At 65.6% G+C, this 18394-nt stretch carries 18 protein-coding genes; 9 read left to right on the top strand and 9 right to left on the bottom strand.

All coding sequences use genetic code 11. From position 1 onward, the window contains the following. Positions 1 to 7 precede the first annotated feature (7 nt). Positions 8 to 1303, bottom strand: coding sequence for an O-antigen ligase family protein (locus JT689_RS01745; protein WP_205251335.1), 1296 nt, complete (start codon positions 1301 to 1303; stop codon positions 8 to 10). A 275-nt stretch (positions 1304 to 1578) separates the two neighbouring features. Continuing rightward, positions 1579 to 1731 carry a hypothetical protein gene (locus tag JT689_RS01750; protein ID WP_205251336.1) on the bottom strand — a complete coding sequence of 51 codons (153 nt, stop codon included), beginning with the start codon at positions 1729 to 1731 and terminating at the stop codon, positions 1579 to 1581. Positions 1732 to 1906: 175 nt separating this feature from the next. On the opposite strand from JT689_RS01750, the gene JT689_RS01755 reads away from it, so the two are divergent. From JT689_RS01755 to JT689_RS01785, 7 genes are all read left to right on the top strand, one after another. Further along, on the top strand, positions 1907 to 3082 hold the full coding sequence (locus JT689_RS01755; protein ID WP_205251337.1) for a glycosyltransferase family 4 protein: 1176 nt from the start codon (positions 1907 to 1909) through the stop codon (positions 3080 to 3082). A 102-nt stretch (positions 3083 to 3184) separates the two neighbouring features. Next, positions 3185 to 4000 (top strand): glycosyltransferase, encoded by an 816-nt coding sequence (locus tag JT689_RS01760; RefSeq protein ID WP_205251338.1) that lies wholly within the window; start codon positions 3185 to 3187, stop codon positions 3998 to 4000. Positions 4001 to 4553: 553 nt separating this feature from the next. Next, the gene (locus JT689_RS01765) at positions 4554 to 5483 is read left to right on the top strand and encodes an SDR family oxidoreductase (RefSeq protein ID WP_205251339.1); all 930 of its coding nucleotides are present in this window, start codon (positions 4554 to 4556) and stop codon (positions 5481 to 5483) included. A gap of 81 nt (positions 5484 to 5564) precedes the next feature. After that, complete coding sequence (locus tag JT689_RS01770; protein WP_136361055.1) at positions 5565 to 6659, top strand: DUF4330 family protein; 1095 nt, start codon at positions 5565 to 5567, stop codon at positions 6657 to 6659. Between the two features lie 59 nt (positions 6660 to 6718). Further along, a complete protein-coding gene (locus JT689_RS01775) occupies positions 6719 to 7135 on the top strand; it encodes a hypothetical protein (protein WP_136361056.1) in 417 nt (138 codons plus the stop codon). A 41-nt stretch (positions 7136 to 7176) separates the two neighbouring features. Continuing rightward, positions 7177 to 7608 (top strand): VanZ family protein, encoded by a 432-nt coding sequence (locus JT689_RS01780; RefSeq protein ID WP_136361057.1) that lies wholly within the window; start codon positions 7177 to 7179, stop codon positions 7606 to 7608. A 165-nt stretch (positions 7609 to 7773) separates the two neighbouring features. Further along, the gene (locus tag JT689_RS01785; RefSeq protein WP_205251340.1) at positions 7774 to 8565 is read left to right on the top strand and encodes a molybdopterin synthase; all 792 of its coding nucleotides are present in this window, start codon (positions 7774 to 7776) and stop codon (positions 8563 to 8565) included. Positions 8566 to 8568: 3 nt separating this feature from the next. Here the strand turns inward: JT689_RS01785 and moeB are convergent, their stop codons facing one another. Next, positions 8569 to 9405: a molybdopterin-synthase adenylyltransferase MoeB gene (gene moeB / locus JT689_RS01790; RefSeq protein WP_010902012.1), complete on the bottom strand. Its 837-nt coding sequence runs from the start codon at positions 9403 to 9405 to the stop codon at positions 8569 to 8571. A 124-nt stretch (positions 9406 to 9529) separates the two neighbouring features. Here moeB and moaA point away from each other — a divergent pair, with 124 nt between their 5' ends. After that, on the top strand, positions 9530 to 10603 hold the full coding sequence (moaA, locus tag JT689_RS01795) for a GTP 3',8-cyclase MoaA (RefSeq protein ID WP_205251341.1): 1074 nt from the start codon (positions 9530 to 9532) through the stop codon (positions 10601 to 10603). Positions 10604 to 10612: 9 nt separating this feature from the next. Here the strand turns inward: moaA and JT689_RS01800 are convergent, their stop codons facing one another. The 6 genes from JT689_RS01800 to JT689_RS01825 all read right to left on the bottom strand — a co-directional run bounded on the left by JT689_RS01800 (position 10613) and on the right by JT689_RS01825 (position 17189). After that, positions 10613 to 12508, bottom strand: coding sequence for a molybdopterin biosynthesis protein (locus JT689_RS01800; protein ID WP_136361060.1), 1896 nt, complete (start codon positions 12506 to 12508; stop codon positions 10613 to 10615). Next, entirely contained in the window at positions 12505 to 13728 is a 1224-nt protein-coding gene (gene glp / locus JT689_RS01805) for a gephyrin-like molybdotransferase Glp (protein WP_205251342.1), read from the bottom strand. Before glp ends, JT689_RS01800 begins: the two co-directional genes overlap by 4 nt. Positions 13729 to 13783: 55 nt before the next feature. Further along, positions 13784 to 14521: a protein-L-isoaspartate O-methyltransferase gene (locus JT689_RS01810; RefSeq protein ID WP_205251343.1), complete on the bottom strand. Its 738-nt coding sequence runs from the start codon at positions 14519 to 14521 to the stop codon at positions 13784 to 13786. A gap of 22 nt (positions 14522 to 14543) precedes the next feature. Beyond that, positions 14544 to 15458 carry a hypothetical protein gene (locus JT689_RS01815; protein WP_136361063.1) on the bottom strand — a complete coding sequence of 305 codons (915 nt, stop codon included), beginning with the start codon at positions 15456 to 15458 and terminating at the stop codon, positions 14544 to 14546. A 64-nt stretch (positions 15459 to 15522) separates the two neighbouring features. After that, complete coding sequence (locus tag JT689_RS01820) at positions 15523 to 16188, bottom strand: HVO_0476 family zinc finger protein (RefSeq protein WP_010902018.1); 666 nt, start codon at positions 16186 to 16188, stop codon at positions 15523 to 15525. A 59-nt stretch (positions 16189 to 16247) separates the two neighbouring features. Further along, on the bottom strand, positions 16248 to 17189 hold the full coding sequence (locus tag JT689_RS01825) for an aminopeptidase (RefSeq protein WP_205251344.1): 942 nt from the start codon (positions 17187 to 17189) through the stop codon (positions 16248 to 16250). A gap of 123 nt (positions 17190 to 17312) precedes the next feature. Between JT689_RS01825 and JT689_RS01830 the strand changes: the two genes are divergently transcribed. Further along, complete coding sequence (locus JT689_RS01830; protein ID WP_205251345.1) at positions 17313 to 18320, top strand: type II glyceraldehyde-3-phosphate dehydrogenase; 1008 nt, start codon at positions 17313 to 17315, stop codon at positions 18318 to 18320. Positions 18321 to 18394 lie beyond the last annotated feature (74 nt).

The raw sequence follows: 18394 nt of genomic DNA on the forward strand, positions 1-18394 counted from the left end.
TATTCGCCTAGTTATCAATGATCGCGTTCTCGTTCGGCCGATCGTGAACGATGTAAATCAGTATTCCGCTAATAACTCCAAAAATGACGCACCACTTCACGTCATTCAGTAACGGAGCAGTGAGAGATGAAACGAGCAGACTAACCGTGGTAGCCATACACCCAAGCAAATAGAGTCCATCGCGATCAAGTTCATCGTTAAGTAGTACTCGTAGTGCGTCGCGAAAAACTAGTTTCCAGTAGAAGACGAAAAAGATGAGGCCAACGACGCCGACTGACCACAGCAGATATGCATAGTAATTATGCGAGTACGCGTTTGAGGTCCAGCCGATGCCACCCCACGAATACCGGTTAACCGAATAAAACGTGTACTCCGCTCCCCAGCCGTGACCAACGAACAGCATCAGTGGGTTTGTAACCGCGTCCGTAAGCAGTCCTTGTAGCTCAAAAACCCGGTCTCGAAACGAGGCGTTCTGAAGCGCATTTGGAATCGAACGCATTCTTTCAACTAAAAAGATTAGAAGTCTGCCCGGGGTTACGAGGGACGTGAATGTAGTCGCAAATAGGGCGCCTAAAGTCCCGAAAATAAGGGTTTCTAAGCTCAAACGATGTTGATGTAGGCATACGACAGTAGTGAATCCGATTGCCGCAGCAGTCGCAATCCACATCGTTCGTGAAAATGAAATAAAAAGACCAACCCCCGAGATAACAAATCCAATCACGGCAGCGGTCTGCTGAACTCTATTGAGGCGCTGGTACCCGACAAAGGCTGGAAGCAGCAGTGCCATGAGAAACCCAGCATGCTGGCCACGACCGAAGTCTCGAAGATATTGTAGATTGCTGATCGTAGAAATGTCAATAGAAGCCAACCCAAGAAGGGGAATGAGGACAGCTATAATTTCAATTCCAACGAGAGACAAGTAAAGGAATGTGAGGTGCCCACGCGAGCGGATTGTGAAGAATGTGATGAGAGTCACTGTCACCAGCACGATGATGGGAAACAGTCGCCGGCCCCAACTGATGACATCAACGCCGTTTGCGATAGCAGGAAAAATTGATCCTATTGACCATACACCGATAAGTAGAAGCCAGACTACTGACCGTGGGATAATAGCTTTTGTCCCACTTGATGTCCATCGCCAGATAAGAAAAGTCCACACTCCTAACCCAGGTATTCCCACGAGTAGTCCCAATTCCAGCAGGGTAAGTCCAGCTGTGCTTCGCTGAAGTGTCGCGGCGATGAGTATCAAGAAAAGCGGGAGCAGAAGAGCCAGGTCACGGCCGGTGAATTTGTGTGTCTCCATGGACGGTAACGATATCTCGATTAGTCCCACCTTGCCTATTGAAACTTCCTCTTGGACTGATCTCGGTTACGGATCAACCAGAGATTGTAGTTCGTGGCAGCAAGGGAACAGTGTCTGATTGGAACATGAATACTGATCAGCTCTTGTACTCAAGCCCCCAGCCGTTCCTCCACAGCCGCCTCGTCCACTGCAGCACCTCACTCATCCTAACGGGCGCGCATCGAACTCTCTCGCAGATACAATCCTAACGCATGAAATTGTCCATTCATCGTGGACTACATAGCCTCTGTCTGCTGGCTGTTGTCTCTGTACAGTTTCTTGGCCTCGTGCGGGTCGTCATCTGGTCCGAAGAACTCGGTTGATGTCGGCTCATCCATCGACCTATCGTAGGTCCTGACTAGCTTTGCCTCCAGCATCCGCTCCCCCATCTAACTCGTTCCATCAACGGCTGATCGTAGTAGGATGACGTCCAGACACTCAGTTATTTCCCAACTCATATACGATTCTATTTGAATTTATCACAGCTGCCGCTCGTTGGCGATTGAAACACATCGAAAGGTGAAAGGCTGTCATCCTCAATTCGATCACTGGATGCAGGTCCTGATGATTGATCCGTCGGCGTTCACCCCGCCATACGACCATCACCTCTGCCGCGGGCTGACAACGGTCGGCTGTGACCTCACTCTTTATTCGACCCGTGCGGACTACTACTTGTGGGACGGCGATACGCCGTACGACCGGGTAGAATACTTTTACCGGCACACAGACGCGCTCTACAGGGATCGCGACGGAATGCCGGGAAGAGCCGCTGTCAAGGGATTGGAGCACCTCGTGGACATGACGCGATTCGTCCGCAAGGCGCGGGCTTGTGACCCCGATGTAGTCCACGTCCAGTGGGCGCCGGTGCCGGTCGTTGACCGGTGGTTCTTTCGGGCACTCGCACAGATCGCACCGCTGGTGTTCACCGTCCACGATACCACCCCGTTTCATGATGCAAGTACGTCGGTCCTCCAGCTTCTGGATGCAGACGTGGTATACGACGAGGCCGACCAGCTGATCGTCCACACTGAGGGCTCCCGAGATGAACTGGTTGACCAAGGGATTTCACCAGACGACATTTCGGTCATCCCGCACGGAGTTTTGGAATATCCGGACGAGACTGCCGCAAGTGGGCGGAATGAGAGGAGCGCCGGCGCCAACGAAGATGACAGTCAGACAATTCTATTTTTTGGAACGATAAAACCTTACAAAAGGATAGATGTGCTGTTGGAAGCTTTCGCGTTGCTGCCGTCGGAGACGCGTGCGACAACGGAGCTACTTGTCGCCGGCAACCCTAAAATGGATGTCGAACCCCTCCACCGCCAGGCGGCGGACCTAGGTATCCAATCGTCGGTTCGCTGGGACCTGCGGTTCGTCCCAGACCCGGAAGTCCCCGTGCTTTTTGACGCTGCCGACCTCGTCGTGTTCCCGTACGACGATATTGACCAGAGTGGCTCCCTCCTAACTGCTGTCCAGTACGAGACTCCCATCGTGGCGACTAGAATCGCCGGGTTCGCAGAGGTGTTGACTGACGGAGAACACGGATTCCTTGTTCCACCGGACTCCCCTTCGGCACTTGCTGACGCGATGGATCGCGTGGTAACCGATCCTGAACTGGCTGAGCAGATGAGCAAGAACGTCGGAGATCTGGTTGAATCGATCCCGAGTTGGAAATCGATCGCTCATAGCACACGAGGGGTGTACGAGTCTCTATGCTTTGACTTGGCGGATAATAGATAACATTCTAAAATCGACTATATCTGACTACTGTAGGCAATTCAAGCATTTGCATCTGAGTGTAACTACCAGAATTAAGTACGTAGTGAGCCCAACCAACGGAATATGGACTCGACTGTTTCTGTAGTCATGACTACATATGATGGTGATGACAAATACGAGTTACGAGCGTGTTTTAATAGCTTATTACAACAGGATCGACAACCCGACGAGGTGATCATTGTACGAGGATATAATCTCCCTTCGGATATGGTTAAAGTAATAGATAAATTCAAACTAGATTCTAATTTTTCTGTTTATGATATTAGTGTTGATGAGAAAGGAAGGGGACATGCCCGAATGGTTGGTGTGGAAAGAGCGACTTCCAAATTTATCGCTATAATTGATGCTGATGATATAGCATGTCAAAACCGGCTGAGTAGACAGTTAGAATATTTCGAAGCTAATCCATCCACCGACGTTGTTGGTGGCTATATTGGAGAGTTCGAAACGGATCCTAACGAGATCATCTCCGTTCGTGAGGTGCCGGAAAATATGGGCAAGATTCAGAAGGTGGCACATTATCGCTGTCCAATTAACCATCCGACAATTATGTTTCGACGCGATTCCGTACTTGAAGTGGGGAATTATCGAATGATGGAGTACGGAGAGGACTACGAGCTTTGCTGCCGATTATTAGAGAATGACCTAGAAATAGCTAACATACCTGAAGTACTAGTCAAAGCTCGGGCTACTGGTTTGATGGCACGACGGCAAGGCCGCGAAATTGTATATCGTGAGGTCCAGTTACAACGTGCCATCGTTCAATCGGGGTTCTATGGGTGGGGAACCGCATTTGTAAACCTCAGTATTAGAATACCTGCTCGTCTACTTCCAAAACCGGCTCTAAAGAGTATATACAAAAATCTGCTACGATCTTAATTCCACAACAAAATTATTTATATTAAATTGCTTCTTTGTGTGGGTCACATGGGGGACGAGTCTCTCTAACTCCTAATATCTAATCAGTTAGTTCGCGCACCGAGTTTTAATCTGCTCTGATAGGATTAAATAACCTGGCAGGCTGAGAGGAAAAACCGGCCTTAAACATGATAATAACTCCTCCAGGTTCAGATTTTCAGCCTGAGCTAGCCGAAGGGCATCACGTCCTCGTAACAATTCTTCACGGTTTCATGATGGAGGTCGTCGTTTGTAGCTAACGTTGCGGAGCAATCTTTGAGTGCCCCGGGGATGATGTCACTTGGATCGTTCTGGGCACTGTTGCTGGAGAATCCACTTGATAGAGATCTCTTTTTGATGAGTCGATTATGATCACTTTGTCTTCCGTACTCTAAACACTATCTAATAACTCTCAAATACACTAAAATCGGAGGTGGGAGGTGGAGGATGGCATCGCCACCGACGTAACTCGTCCTGCTCGTTCTTAGTTCCGAGAAGCCGACAGACCCATGACTTTTCACGAGAATTCCAACGCATGCCCACTGCACTCGTTACTGGTGTCGCGGGGTTCATTGGGTCACACCTCGCCAAAGCCCTGCTTCACCGCGGTTACGATGTCCACGGCGTTGATAACTTTGCGACTGGTCGCGAACAGAACCTCAATTCCCTCCGCCCCAACGACAACTTCGTATTCTACGAGGCTGACATTCGAGATGCCGACACAATGGCTGATGTCTCCCAAGGCGCCGACTACGTGTTCCATCAGGCTGCAGATTCATCTGTTCCGCGCAGTATCGACAACCCGGTTACGACGAGTGACGTCAACTGCACCGGAACGGCAACCGTGCTTGAGGCCGCCCGCAAGGCGGATGTCGACACCGTCGTCGTCGCGTCCTCTTCGTCCGTCTATGGCTCGACAGAGCGACTCCCGAAAGTCGAGTCGATGATCGAACAGCCCGAATCGCCGTATGCGCTCTCGAAGCATTACACGGAGAAGCTCGCGCTCCAGGCCAGCGACCTCTACGACATCGATACGGCCGCGCTCCGCTATTTCAACATTTTCGGCCCGCGCCAGGACCCCAACGGCGACTACGCTGCCGTCATCCCCAAATTCATCTCGTTGATGCTGGACGGCGAACGTCCCGTCATCTACGGGGATGGCGAGCAGTCCCGTGATTTCACGTTCATCGAGAACGCCGTTCAGGCGAACATCTGTGCCGCCGAGGGCGACGCCACCGGTGAGGCGTTCAACGTTGGGACGGGCGGCCGCATCACCGTCAACGAGCTCGTGGACGCGCTCAACGACCACCTCGGCACGGATCTCGATCCGATCTACGACGATCCCCGGCCGGGTGACGTGCGCCACTCGCATGCGGACATCTCGAAGGCGCGTGCGCACCTCGACTACGAGCCGACCGTCGACTTCGCGACGGGACTCGGTCGGACGGTCCCGTCCTACAGCTAACGGCCGTTACACTGACGATTGCTTCCGGAACCGTTTTCTCACTCCCCTAACTACCCCGAACCAACATGATCGGTGGTTTCTATGGAACTCCTTGACGACGACGGCAACCTCTTCGGCGTCGTCAACGTCGTCGACGCGCTCGTCGTGCTCTTCGTGCTCGCGGTCGTGGCTGCCGGCGCGGCCTTTGCGCTCCAGCCGACGCCGGCGCCCGAACAGTCCTCGACGCACGTGACCCTGGATCTCGGCTCGCACCCGACCCATATCGCCACGGAGATCACCGTCGGTGACACCACGGACGCGAGCGGGAACAGCGAGCTGACGATCACCGACGTCTATCGGGCGCCGGACGACGGCCAGACACGCGTCATCGCCCGCGCAGAACTGCAGGGGACGCCCGGCGACGACAACAGCACAATGTACGCGGGCGCGCCGCTTCGCCTCGGCAGAACCCTCGACATCGCCACCAGCCGGTACAAGGTCAGTGGCGCGATCCAGTCCGTCGGTGCGAGCGAAACGCTCCAAACCGACACGACCGACGTGGTACTGGAGACGACGCTCCCGGCAGTCGACGCCAGTGAGGTGACCACCGGCGACCAGCTTCGCCTGGGTGGACAGGCCGTCGCCACCGTCGAGACGGTCACCACGCACGCCACTAGAGACCCCAACCGGCAGCGCGTGGTGGTCGGGCTCACCCTCGACACGATCACCGAGGGTGACACCACGCGGTTCGGCGTAACGCCGGTGCGACGCGGGAACACCCTCTCGCTTGCACCCGACGCGTACGATCTCGACGGCCGGATTCAGCGCGTCGGCACCCTCGAACAGCCGGGGACAGCCGCAACGCGAACGGTCACGCTTGAGGTCAGCGGGATCCGGGAGCAGTTCGCCCGGACGTTCCACGCGGGCATGACCGAGCGCACCAACGGCACCCCCATCGCCACCGTCACCGACGTGGCTGTCGAACCGTCGACGCTCGTCACGACGGGCGACGACGGCAGCGTCAACGTCGTCGATCACCCGATCAACCGCGACGTGACGCTCACCACCGAGCTTCGGGTGCGGGAGACGACGACCGGGACAACGTTCAACGGTCGCCCGCTCCAGCAGCGGTCGACGGTCGTCCTCAACTTCGACACGACCACCGTCGAAGCGACTGTCGTGAACGTCAATTCATAACACATGCTACACGAACCGGCACAGCCACCCACTTGGAGCGGGCCGAGCGTGCGACCAGCATGACATCCATAACGACGCTCCGGGAGCGAGCGACGGCCGCAATGGGTGGGTCGCGGATCGCCCGCACAGCCCGCACGGTCGCCTCGACGGCCGCCGCGTTCGTCACGGAGTCGTTTCTCTACGGCTGGCTGACCGCCGAACCGGACCCCGACGTGGTCGTCATCGACCTGCGAGACACACGCACCGTCGGCCCGTTCATCACCGTCCTCACACGCGTCGTCGGGTGGCTGGCGCCGATCTACCGGGAGTCCGTCCTCGCGGACGGTGTCACCGCCCTCGGCGCGTTGCTAGCGTGGGTCGCCGACACTCAGGCGGGGCGCGCGCTGGCCGCGCTCTTTGAACCCCCAGCCCCACCGGCCGATGACGCTGCCGCCGCTCAGACCGAGGGGGAGCCGCCGGATCGCGACGCCGAGTGAGGACCACTACGAATTTACGCCCCCCGTCGGATCTTTGGCTCGTGCGCCGATTCCCGTTCCCCCTCGTCCCCAAGTGGCTGCGCTATCTCGGTGCTGCCACCGTTGCCGGGGTTCTACTGTACTATTCGGTGCTGTCACCGCCGCCAGTCGCGCCCCCAAGGCCGGACCCACTCTGGGATAAGAAACTCCACTTGCTTGGCTATCTCTGCCTCGGCCTCGCGCTCGCGTACGCCACCGCGCACCGCCGCGACACGATCCTGACGCGCATCGCCGTCGTGCTCGTGCTCGCGGTCGGCTACGGCCTCCTCATCGAAGGCCTCCAGGCCACCCAGCCAGGCCGCCATCCCTCCCTCAACGACGCACTCGCCAACACCATCGGGGCGCTCCTCGCGAGCGCCTGGTTCGTCGTCGAACGGGGGGTGCGCTACGTGCGCCCGCTCGAGTCGACGGATCCAATCGATGCCGGCCAGTAGGGCCAGGCAGTCGCTCGCCCCACGTCCGGGGCCGCGAGCGGCGACTGCGTTCCGCTGTCCCGGTGCGTCCCGGTCGTGGCGCGTTGCTGGTCCCGTGCCGGCGGCCCCGTGGTCCCTACGGCCCAACGGGCGACCCTTATCACGCCCGCCCGCCAACGCACGCGCATGAAGGCTCTCTCGGTCGTCGGCCCCGCTGCCGACACGGACGCGGCCGCCGCCGCAGTCGCTGATGCACTCCGGCCACGCGGGCGAGTCGCGACGGTCCGACGGGACGACACAGTCACCACGCCCGCGTCGACCGCGCGCTCGGTTTCGCTCAGCGATCACGGCGCGTGGGCGGCCAGCGGCGTGGATCGCACGCTCGACGACGTGCTTGCGGACCTCGCGCCCGCGTTCGACTACGTCATCGTTGAGGGGTTCCCGGACGCCGCCCTCCCGACGGTTGCGCTCGGCGACCACGACGCCCCCGACCCCGACGTGACCGCCCCCAACGCCGACGCCCTCGACACCGAAGCGGTCCTCGCGGCCGTCGAGGACGCCCCCGTGCGGGAGACGCTCGACTCGTTGGTTGCGAGCCTCAAATCCCACGAGGACAGCGAGTTCGCCGGCGCGATCGCGACGTTCACGGGGCGCGTGCGCGAACGCGACGACCCCGACGACACGCCGACACAACACCTTGAGTTCGAGCGCTACGACACCGTCGCCGAGCAGCGCATGGCCACCATCCGCGAGCAGCTCTGCGAGCGCGACGGCGTCTACGACGTTCGCATGCACCACCGTACGGGCGTCGTGCCCGCGGGCGACGACGTGGTCCACGTGGTGGTGCTTGCCGGGCATCGTGGCGACGCGTTCCGAGCGGTCTCGGACGGGATCGACCGCCTCAAAGACGAGGTCCCGCTGTTCAAAAAAGAGGTCACCGTCGATGACGCCTTTTGGCGCCACGACACCCCCGAGTAGCCGTCACTCCGTGGTGGCGTCGCCGGTGACCGCACACGACTCCGTGTACGCGACCTCCTGGACGGAGTCAACCACGGGACTGTCCCCACAGATCGGGCACTCCGGGCGCTGTGCGAGCGCCACCGTCTCGAAGGACATGTCCGCGGCGTCGTAGAACAGCAGCCGACCGTCCAAGGAGTCGCCCACGCCCAGGATGTGTTTCACCGTCTCGGTGGCTTGGATCGACCCGATCGTTCCCGGGAGCACGCCGAGGACGCCCGCGGTCGCGCAGTCGGGGACCGTCCCGGCTGGCGGGGCTTCCGGGAACAGGCACCGATAACACGGCCCGTCGTCGCCGCCGGTGAACGTCGTGACCTGGCCCTCGAACTGGAAGATCGCGCCATGCGAGAACGGCACGCCAGCCAGCGTGCAGGCGTCGTTGATGAGGTACCGCGTCCGGAAGTTGTCCGAGGCGTCCACGACGACGTCGTAGGCCGCGATCAGGTCGGTGACGGTGTCGGCGGTGACGCGCTGGTCGTGGCGCTGCACGTCGACATCGGGGTTCAGCGTGTCGACGAACGCCGCGGCGCTGTCGACCTTCTGCTCGCCCACGTCGTCGGTGCCGTGGATGGTCTGGCGCTGCAGGTTCGACAGCTCCACGGCGTCGTCGTCGGCGATGCCGATGGTGCCGACGCCGGCGGCCGCGAGGTACTGGATGACCGGCGATCCGAGGCCGCCAGCGCCGACCACGAGCACGGCCGCCTCGCGGAGCGCCGCCTGTCCGGTCGCCCCCACGTCGTCCATGATGATGTGTCGGGAGTACCGGTCCAGCTGTGTCGCGTCCAACTCCAGCCCGCTCATGTGGCGGCTTGGGTGGACCGCGGCAAAAGCCCACCGGGCGGGCTGTCGTGCGGGCAGCCGGACCCGCCGGGGCCACCGCGTGGCCACTGCTTAAATGCGTCCGGTGCCAGGCACTAGCGAGACGATGCTTGAGGACGACTTCGGGCGGGACGTGTCCGGCGTCCGCGTCTCGCTGACAGACCGCTGCAATTTCGACTGCGTATACTGCCACAACGAGGGGCTCGGCGACACCCGCGGCCCGATGGACCCCCGCGAGAACGAGCTGTCCACGGACCGCGTCGTGCGGTTCCTCTCCGTCGCCCACGAGTTCGGCGTCGACGCCGTGAAGCTCACCGGCGGCGAGCCGATGCTGCGCTCCGACCTCGAAGCCATCATTCGGCGCACCCCCGACGACATGGCGGTGTCGATGACGACCAACGGCACCTTCCTGCCGGGCCGGGCCGCCGACCTCGTCGACGCCGGCCTCGAACGCGTCAACATCTCCCAGGACGCCATGGACAACGACGCCTTCGCGGAGCTCACCCAGAGCGGCGCCTACGACGCCGTCCTGGAGGGCGTCGAGGCGGCGCTCGACGCCGGACTGGCACCCGTGAAACTGAACATGGTCGTGTTCGAGCCGACCGCGGGCTACGTCCCCGAGATGGTCGATCACGTCGCCGCCCGGGACGGCCTCCGGCTGCAGCTCATCGAGTACATGCCCGAGCTCGCCGGCCACCCCGAGTGGGCCATCGACATCGACCGCGTCCACGACTGGCTGGCCGACCGCGCCGACCGCATCGAAACCCGCGAGATGCACGACCGCCGCCGCTACTGGGTGTCCAGCCAGGACGCCGGCTCCACGGCCGACGACGCCGCCCAGTCGGTCACGCCGGACGGCGGCGCCCACCCCGACCAGGGCATGGTCGAAATCGTCGACCCCGTCGAGAACCCGCAGTTCTGCGCGAACTGCCACCGCGTTCGGCTCACGCACGACGGCTACCTCAAGGGCTGTCTGAACCGCAACGACGACCTCCGCGGGATCGGCGAAACCACCCAGTCGATGCGCGCGGCGTTCCGGGAGACCGTCGCCAACCGGGTTCCGTACTACGGCGAGTACATGACCCGAACCGACGACGGCGGCTGGGAGATCAACGACGACTACCTCGACGTCGAGGGCGACCGCGACCCCTACGAGTACGCCGCCGACGACTCCGCGTAGCGCCCGCGCTCACTGTGGGTCGATGCCCTCCAGCGGTGCCGCCAGCCCGCCGCAGTCATCGAGGGCGGCCGCGAGATCACGAACCCCCGGCTTGTCGACGCGGTCGGGGGCGGCCACGACGGTCACGGACTGCGTGCCCAGCGGGACGAACCCGAGATCGAGGCTGGCCGCCGTCGCAGCCAGCCCGAGCCCCGCGTCGGCGTCGCCCGCCGCGACCTTCCGCGCCGGGCTCTCGTGGGCGGTCGTGGTCAGCTCGTAGCCGTCGATGGCGTCGGTAAGCGCCCCGCGGCTCGCGGGACGCTCGGCTGCCAGCGCCGCGATGGCGTCGTCGAAGCACCGCCGCAGCCCCGACCCACGAGCGCGGTTCACCAGCCCCAGGTCTCGGTCGACGAGATCCGCAACCGAGTCGACGCCCGCGGGGTTCCCGGCGGGCACGACTATCCCCCACTCGCGGGTCCAGCCGCCGAGGGAAACAGCGTCGCCGTCGGGCGTCGCCGGGCCGGCAACCACGACCACGTCCGGGACGCCCTCTCGGAGCCGCCGCAGCCCCTCACGGGTGCCCACGGGCAGGAACCGCGGCCGGGCAACGTCGTCCAGCACGCGCGAGAACAGCGGGTCGTCCTCGCCGACGGCCAACACTCGCGGGGCCCGCGCGTCCGGCGCGAACAGCGCCACGTCAACGGAGTCGCCGGCGGCCACGTACGCGGTGTCGGCGGGCACCGTCACGGTGCCGTCGGCGTCCACCAGGCTCGTGGTCGCGCCGCTGCCCTTGTCCACGGGGTACACCAGGCGGTCGCCGGTGCCGTCCTCGACCAGCCCCACCGGGAGTAGCCGCCGCCGCCCCTCCGCGGAGCGCTCCTGGCGCGCCATCTCCCCGGTCACCACCGTCGGCTCGGGCTGGCCCCGGCCGGCGGCTTCGCGGACGACCGGCGCAACGAACACCCGGAAGATGGTCAGCGCCGACACCGGATAGCCCGGCAGTCCGACGTACGCCGTCCCCTCGATCTCCCCGACGAGCATGGGCTTGCCGGGTTTCACCGCGACCCCATGCAACAGCAGGTCGCCGCGCTCCTCGGCCACCCGGTAGATGACGTCCACCGCGCTCGCGGACGTCGACCCCGAGGACAACACGAGATCGCAGTCGGCGGCGCTCTCCACGAGCAGCCGCTCCATCTCCGCGTAGTCGTCGCCCGCGTGGGGGTACACCACCGGCTCGCCGCCCGCCGCCTCCACGGCGGCCGCGATCGTGTGGCTGTTCACGTCGTGGATCTGGCCGGCCGCGCTGTCCAGGGGGTCGCCGGGCCGCACCAGCTCGTCGCCGGTCGAGATGATGCCCACGGTGGGCGCGCCCCGAACGCGCACCGACCCGACGCCCAGCGCCGACAGCACGCCGATCTCCCGGGCGGTCAGCTTCGTCCCCGGGCCGATTGCCCGCGACCCCGCAGCGATGTCCGCGCCCGCCAACATCACCGCGGTCCCGGGCGCGACGCTCGTCCGCACGTCGACCGCGTCGCCGCCGTCAGCCTCGGTCGTCGCCTCCACTTTCACCACCGCGTCAGCCCCCGGCGGCATGACCGCGCCCGTCGACACCACCACGGCGCGCCCGGCTGTCACCTCGACGGCGGGCTCCTCGCCGGCGTGCACCGTGCCCGCGACCGACAGCCGCGCCGGATCGGCTTCGCTCGCGCCGAACGTGTCCGCGGCCCGCACCGCGTACCCGTCCATGCTCGCGCGGTCGAACCCCGGCACGTCGATGGTGGCGTCCACGCGCTCCGCGAGCACGCGCCCCCGGGCCTCCGCCAGCGGCACCGTCTCGGGCGCCGGCGTCACGTCCAGGGCGGCCAGCACCTCCCGAGCGCGCGCCGGCGACGCGAGATCCCGGAACTCCCGGCGGTCGTCGCTCACGCCGACCACTCCCACTGTTCGACCGCCACGGTCGTTCCCGCGTCGTACCCCTCGCAGTCCTCGGGCACCACCACCCAGCCGTCCGCCAGCGCGACACTCGACAACACGCCCGACCCGCCCGCGCGCGTCGGCGTCACGGTCGGCCGCCCGTCCTCGTCGCCGTGTCGGGTCACGCGCACGAACGACCGCGTCCCCGGCTCGCTCGCGATCTTCCGCGCGAGCACGGCGTCAGTCGTCGGGTGAGCGGTCGCGGGAGCGTGGCCCACCGCCTTGAGAAGCGGGCGGAGGAACTGCACGGCGTTCACGATGGCCGCCACCGGATACCCCGGCAGCGCCACCACCGGCGTGTCGTCGACGACGCACAACGCCACCGGGTGCCCGGGCTGCAACGCCACTCCGTGCACGAGCACCGTCCCGAGGGCCGCGATCACCTCGGGTACGTGATCGCGCGCACCCACCGAGGAGCCGCCGGTGGTCACCACGACGTCGTGGCTGTCGACGGCCTCGCGGATCGCCGTCCGGAGGGCGGCCTCGTCGTCCGTGACGACACCGCGACGGGTCGGCACGCCGCCCCACCGCGAGACGTACTGGGCGACGGTCCCGCCGTTCGTCTCGACCACCTCCCCCGGTCCCGGGTCGGCGGCCACCAGCTCCTCGCCGGTCGGGAGCACGCCCACCGTCGGGCGCTCGTACACCGCAACGGCGTCCACGCCCGCGGATTTCAGCAGCCCGAGGTCCGACGGCCGCAGCCGGTGGCCGGCGTCGTAGAGGTGTTGGCCGTCGCTCACGTCCTCCCCGACCGGCGCGACGTTCGCGCCGCCGGCCGCCGCCGCGAACACGTCGACCCGGTCACCACGGCGCTCGGCGTCCTCGATCATCACCACGGCGTCGGCACCCGCCGGCAGCTCGCTGCCCGTGTGCACGCGCACCGCCTCCCCCGGTCCCACGCTGCCGGTGCCCACGTCCAGGACGACCGGCGACCGATCACCCGCCCCGAACGTGTCCGCGGCGCGCACCGCGAACCCGTCCATGGCCGCCCGCTCGTAGTGGGGCACCGCGCGCGGTGCCTCGACGTCCGCTGCGAGCACGCGCCCGTCGGCGTCACCGAGCGCCACCCGCGCCGTGCGCGCCAGCGGGTCGACAGCCGACAGGAGGCGCTCGCGCGCCTCAGTCACCCGAGTCCGCTCCTTGAACCCGGCTGTCTTGCGGTCATCAGTCATACGCCACGCATGGCAACGAGCACGCAAAAACCCACGCGACGCCGGCCGCCCCCGGCTACGCGTCCTCCCAGTCGATCCACTCGCGCTCCCAGCCCGGGCGGGACTGCGCCGCCTCGCGCACGCGCTCGCGGTCCTCGCGCACGGTGCGGTTGCGCTCGACGGCGCTGGCCTGCTCGCCGGCCACCAGCAGCGGCGCGAACGACACCGGCCCGTGCACGCCGACCGTCTCGCCGTCCCGAACGGACACCAGGCGCTGATCGCCGACGCCCTCCGGGAACACCAGCCGCCCGTCGGCCGCGAGCTGGCGGGCGAGCGCGTCCGGCACGCTGGCCGCCCCGGCCTCCACGAGCACGCGGTCGAACGGCGCGTACTCCGCCAGCCCCTCAGCGCCGTCCCGGCAGTCCACGAGCACGTCCTCGTACCCGGCGTCGGCGAGGTTCCCGCGCGCGTCGTACACGACCTGCCGGTCGATGTCCACGGCGTGCACGTGTGTCGGGCCGGCGATCTCGGCCACCACCGCCACCGTATACCCGACGCCGGCCCCGACCACGAGCACGTCGTCGCCAGCCCGTGGCTCCAGCGCTCCCATCAGCCGCGCGACCGTCGACGGCGCGAGCACGCGCGTCCCGCGGTGTTCGAACGCCTGATCGGTGTACGCCCGATGCCCCGCGTCGACGAACTCGTGGCGGGGAACCGCACGCATCGCCGCGTCCGCCGGCCGCGCGTCCGCGAGCGCCGTCCCCGCGTCGAGGAGGCTGTCGACCATCTCCTCGCGCAACGCCCCAAACTCCATGCACGGGTATCCGCGGCCCAGCCTATTGAACTGCGCGCCTGCGGCCGGCCACCACGCGGTGCTCGGTCCCCGGCACGTCGCTCGTGCGCACGTCGGTGAGCCCGGCGTCCGCCAGCCACGACGCGACCCGGTCGGCGTCCCGGACCGCACCCCCCGGCGTCGTCGCCAGCAGCGCCGCCGACAGCCCGGGCGCGCTGCCGAACGTGTCGACGACCGCGACGGTCCCGCCGGCCGCGCTGACCGACTCGCTTGCGGCCCTCACTACGTCCTGGGCCGCCGTCGGGGACCGCCGCGAGAGCGTGTGTGGGATCACCGCGAGGTCGGCGGCCGCGTCCACCGGCTCCGCCACGCCACCCCCAACGAGCTCCACGGGTTCGGCCGCGAGCACTGGCCGGATCGCGTCCACCACCCGGTCGTCGTGGTGTGCCGCCACGTCGAACCCCCGCCGCGCGCACTCCACGGCGTGGTGCCCCGCGTCGTCGCCCACGACAACCACCGACTCCGCGCCCGGCCGCTCGTGGACCGCCGCGGTCACCGCCGCCCGCACGGCCGCGTCGTCGCGGGCCGCCGCTGCCCCCAGGCGGTTGCGGAACGCGCGGTCGGTGTCGCCGCCCGCCGGTACGTCGTCGCCTTCCATCGCTGCCGGCAGCGCGACGAGCGCGTCCGCAACGTCGAGCGCGTGCGGCAGCGACCCGATCGACCGCACGTCGGTCTTCGTGATGAACCCCAGCATGCGGTTGGTCGGCTCCACGGCCCCCGACACCCACGTCAGGAACCCACGATCCACGAGCACGGCCACGACGACCTCGGCGGCGCGCTCGGTCACGCCCGCCTGCTCGGCGACCGCCGCCGGCGTGTCAGCGCTGGCGACGAGCGCATCCAGTACGCCGGTCTCGCGGGCCGCTCGCAACACCAGCAGCGTCCGGAAGTCCTCCATACACGCCCGTGGGTGGCCGGGCGAAAAAACAGGGCGGCTCCGGCAGCCCAGCGCGCCGGCCCGCCTACCAGGCCGACCAGGCGGCGCTCGACTCGTCGGCACCGTAGACGCGTTTCACGTCCTTCGCGAACACCGTGTCGCCGGCGTTCCCGAGCTTCGGGAACTTGTACTCGCCGGTGGCGGACTCCCGAACGTGGATGCCCTCCACTGTGAACTCCTCGTCGCCGAACGTCGCGGTCTCCCCCACGACGAACTCGAAGTCACCGGGCACGTGGAGCTCCAGACTCCGGCTGCCCTCGTCGCTGCCCTCCTTGGGGTGGACGGTCACGTCCACCGAGACGTTGTCGACGGCGCGCGTCCAGACGGTCTCGATGTCCTCGACGTCGGCCCGGGTCGTCCGGTCCTCGGGACCGACCTCGATGCTCGTCACGCGCACCTGCGCGATGGTCTCGGCGGTCTCCACGATGAACTCGTCGCCCTCGTAGACCGTCTCCTCGGGGTCGAACGACGTCTGTCCGGTGAACGACTCCCCGTCCTGGGACACCACCACGTCGACCGCCTCGGTGTCCTCGGTCTTGATCGGGTCTTTGTGCACGTGCCCGCACGCCCCGCACTCGACTGTCGCGTGGCCCCCGCCGGTCGTCACGACCTCGTGGACCGTCTCCAAATCCGGGGAACAGGACGGACACGACAGCCCAACCTGCTCGCCAGCCTCAACTCCGTGGTTCATACAGCCGCGTTGTCCGCGCGGACGTAAAAACACGCGGAGTCACGCCCCACCGGGCTCGGCTACGGCTGGGGCAACTCGACTTCCTCGCCGTCCGCGTAGACGGTGGGCTCCCGAATGATGCCGTCGAGGTGCAGCGGCGCGTCGGTGTCGCCGCCGATCCCGGCGTCGTCGCCGATGGCGATGTGGACGGTGCCGGCGGCCTTCTCGTCCAGCAGGACGCTGCCCACGAGCTCGGTGACCGCGACGTTCGTCCCGATGCCCAGCTCCGCCAGGTTGTACGCGTCCTCGCCGACCTCCTCGCTGCCCGCCTCGACTTGCTCGCGCACCCGGTCGTCGGAGATCTCGGTCACGACGCCGTCCGCGACCTCGAAGCGCAGCTCCTCGTCGTCGAGTTTCCCGTGGGGCATCATCGTGCCGTCAACGACGTACGTGCCGTTGGCGTCCGTCGGCGACACGAACACCTCGCCCGCGGGCAGATTCGAGAACTCGCCGCCCTCACGAACGATGCCGGTGTCGTCGCGCCACGCGCGGTCGCCCGCCTCGAACGTGATGTCGGTCCCCAGCGGCGTGGTCACGCGGACCTCCGTGGCGTCCGCGACCTGCGCGAGCACGTCCTCGCAGTGGGCTTCGATGGTCTCGTAGTCGGCGTCCAACCCCGTGGTGAACACGTCCGCGGTGATCCCCGGCAGGGTCGCGCCCCGCGCCCCGGCGTCGTTGGCCGCGCCGCGAGCGCGCGTGTGGCTCAGGCTCTTGGTCGTCGGTGCCACGAACACGTCGGCGTCGGCCATCGCCGCCGCAACCGGTGCGGGCGGCTCCTCGCCGTGCTGGTCGCCGGGCGGATACTGGAGCATCGTGGTGGCGTCGCTCACGTCGCGGGCGGCCTCGTAGATGGCGCGCCCGATCTCCTCGCGCTTGTCGTCCGTGACGACGACACACGACTCCTCGGGTTGCAGGCCAAGGCACTGTTCGACAGCGGTCTCCGCGGCGTCGCGCAGACTCATACTCGTAGGATCGACCGGCCGGTGGTTAGCGCTTTCGCTGCCCGCCCCCGCGCACAGTTCACTCCGGTTCTCGTAAATCCCTGCCTCGAAACGGTTATCCGGTGGCCCGTGGGACACCCTCGTATGATCCGCGTTGGCATCAACGGCTACGGCACCATCGGGAAGCGCGTCGCGGACGCCGTCGCCGCCCAACCCGACATGACCGTCGCCGGCGTCGCGAAAACCAGCCCCAACTTCGAAGCCACACAGGCCCGCAAACGCGGCTTCGACCTCTACACCGCCGTCGAGGACCGCGCCGACCAGTTCCCCGCAGCCGGCATCGAGACCGCCGGCCCCGTCGACGACCTCATCGCCGACAGCGATGTCGTCGTCGACGCCACACCGTCCGGCGTCGGCGCGGAAAACCGCAGCCGCTACGCGGCCCACGACACCCCCGCCATCTACCAGGGCGGCGAGGACGCCAGCGTCGCCGACGTCTCGTTCAACGCCCGCGCGAACTTCGAGGCGGCCGCCGACGCCGACCACGTGCGCGTCGTCTCCTGTAACACCACGGGCCTCTCCCGCCTGCTCGCGCCGCTGCGCGAACAGTACGGCATCGAGAAGGTGCGCGCCACGCTCGTGCGCCGCGGCGGCGACCCCGGCCAGACCGACCGCGGCCCCATCAACGACATCCTCCCCGACCCCATCACCATCCCCAGCCACCACGGCCCGGACGTCAACACGATCTTCCCGGATCTCGACATCGACACCCTCGGCATGAAAGTGCCGGCGACGCTGATGCATATGCACAGCATCAACGTCACCCTGGAACGCGACCCCGACGCCGCCGACGTCCGGGACGTGCTCGCCGGCCAATCCCGCATCATGCTGCTCGATGAGGACCTCGGCATCGACGGCACCGGCCCGCTCAAGGAGTACGCACAGGACATGGGCCGCCCCCGGGGCGACCTCTGGGAGAACTGCCTGTGGGGGGAGTCGGTCACCATGGACGGCCGGGACTTCTACTGCTTCCAAGCCATCCACCAGGAATCCGACGTCGTTCCCGAGAACGTCGACGCCGTCCGCGCCATCGCCGGCGACGCCGACGCCGCCGAATCCATCGCCACCACCAACGACGCCCTCGGCATCTGAGGCGCTCCCGCGGCGGCGCTGGCTGTGCACACAGTGACACAGCCCGAACCCTTTTCCACAGTCCACACTTACCT

The sequence above is a fragment of the Halobacterium sp. GSL-19 genome (genome assembly GCF_016917855.1).
GTDB lineage: Archaea > Halobacteriota > Halobacteria > Halobacteriales > Halobacteriaceae > Halobacterium > Halobacterium salinarum.